The organism is Nocardioides malaquae, assembly GCF_015070385.1.
Classification (GTDB): Bacteria; Actinomycetota; Actinomycetes; order Propionibacteriales; family Nocardioidaceae; genus Nocardioides; species Nocardioides malaquae.
The window spans coordinates 1-248 of record NZ_JADCSA010000909.1; the positions used below are offsets into that span (position 1 = coordinate 1).

Consider the following 248-nt stretch of genomic DNA (forward strand, 5'->3'; position numbering starts at 1 on the left):
TGATTGAGTAGGGTGATGTCATCTTTCGACAAGTACAGCCCATGAGCGACCAGCGTTTTGCTGTCGATGAGATCGAATTGCGCCAGTCGTGCCAGCAGGTCTTTGCCGTACCAGTGGTGACTGTAGGAAACGGCGTAAAGGTCTTCCGCAGCGTGAATATGCAAACCACGGCCTGTGGCTTTCACGGCTTCACGCAGCATCTCCAGACCGGCATCCGGCACGGTAAACGGCGCGTGAGCACCGATATG

The 248-nt window shown here is 55.6% G+C and carries 1 protein-coding gene; it reads right to left on the bottom strand.

Going from position 1 to position 248, the window contains the following annotated elements; translation table 11 throughout:
- Positions 1-248, bottom strand: a 248-nt coding sequence (locus tag IEQ44_RS16340; RefSeq protein ID WP_193639466.1) for an amidohydrolase family protein, incomplete at both ends; no start/stop codon positions are given.